Genomic DNA, 544 nt, shown 5'->3' on the forward strand with positions numbered 1-544 from the left:
ATCAATGCGATTTGAATGGCGTCTAGCGGCTGGTGCTGTAATGGCGTTGGCGCACGATATTATTATCACGCTGGGTGTATTCTCATTCCTACAGATTGAAGTGGACCTAACTATCGTGGCTGCGTTGCTAACGGTTGTTGGTTACTCGCTCAACGATACCATCGTAGTATTCGACCGTATTCGTGAAAATTTCCGCAAGATGCGTAAAGGTGATCCTGCGGACATCATGGATGCTTCGATTACACAAACATTGAGCCGTACGTTGATTACTTCTGGTACAACGTTGTTTGTAGTTATTGCCCTGTTTGTACAGGGCGGGGCAATGATCCACGGTTTTGCAACGGCACTGTTGTTAGGTATCACGGTTGGTACTTACTCTTCTATCTACGTAGCATCTGCACTTGCTCTAAAACTGGGTATCCAGAAAGAGCACTTGATGCCACCGCAAGTAGAGAAAGAAGGCGCAGAATTCGACGAGATGCCATAAGGCTGATTGAGAATCGAAAACAAAAACCGCTGAACTCTCAGCGGTTTTTTTGTATCT

1 protein-coding gene is annotated in these 544 nt (G+C 45.8%); it reads left to right on the forward strand.

Features of this window, described 5'->3' with window-relative positions; all coding sequences use genetic code 11:
* Positions 1 to 487 (forward strand): protein translocase subunit SecF (gene secF, locus R7Z49_RS27075; protein ID WP_318112759.1); only part of this gene is annotated, 487 nt, incomplete at its 5' end.
* Positions 488 to 544 lie beyond the last annotated feature (57 nt).

The sequence above is a fragment of the Vibrio sp. 1562 genome, from assembly GCF_033340155.1.
GTDB classification, from domain to species: Bacteria; Pseudomonadota; Gammaproteobacteria; order Enterobacterales; family Vibrionaceae; genus Vibrio; species Vibrio alginolyticus.